This is a genomic window from Micromonospora sp. AMSO31t, assembly GCF_008868175.1.
Classification (GTDB): domain Bacteria; phylum Actinomycetota; class Actinomycetes; order Mycobacteriales; family Micromonosporaceae; genus Micromonospora.
The window spans coordinates 1-457 of the sequence record NZ_WBKT01000346.1 but is presented as its reverse complement, the minus strand read 5'-3'; the positions used below and the strand labels follow the sequence as shown (position 1 = coordinate 457).

Below are 457 nucleotides of genomic sequence, written 5' to 3'. Positions count from 1 at the left end.
CATCACGTCGGCGGCGCCGGGTACCGGGTTCATCCCGCGCTGCGCGCGTTCCTTTGCGCGGTACTCGGCGCTCGTCCCGGAGTGCGGGCGGTGCGCGACGACGTCGAGGCGTCCGTCGAACTCGATGGAGTCGACGATGAACCGGCGCGCGAGCTCGTCGAACTCGATCCGCTCGGCCCGCAGTTCGGTCGTGCGGGACACGCGGGAGATCAGCGATACCGCGATGATGCCGGCGATGAACAGGCCGGAGATGGCAATCCCGTCCGGCTTCTCGCGTACGTTCTCCATCAGCGCGTACAGCAGCACCAGCGTGAGCGCGGCGAACCCGGTGGTGGCCCAGCGTTGGTGGCGGCGCAGCGCCGAGATCGTCACCGCGACCGCGCCGGAGACCATCATCGCCAGGATGCCGGTGGCGTAGGCACCGGCTTGAGCGTTGACGTCGGCCCCGAACGCCACG

1 pseudogene is annotated in these 457 nt (G+C 69.8%); it reads right to left on the bottom strand.

Annotated elements, in window-relative coordinates:
• Window positions 1-457 (bottom strand): annotated as a pseudogene (locus tag F8274_RS30880) (amino acid transporter); the annotation flags it as partial.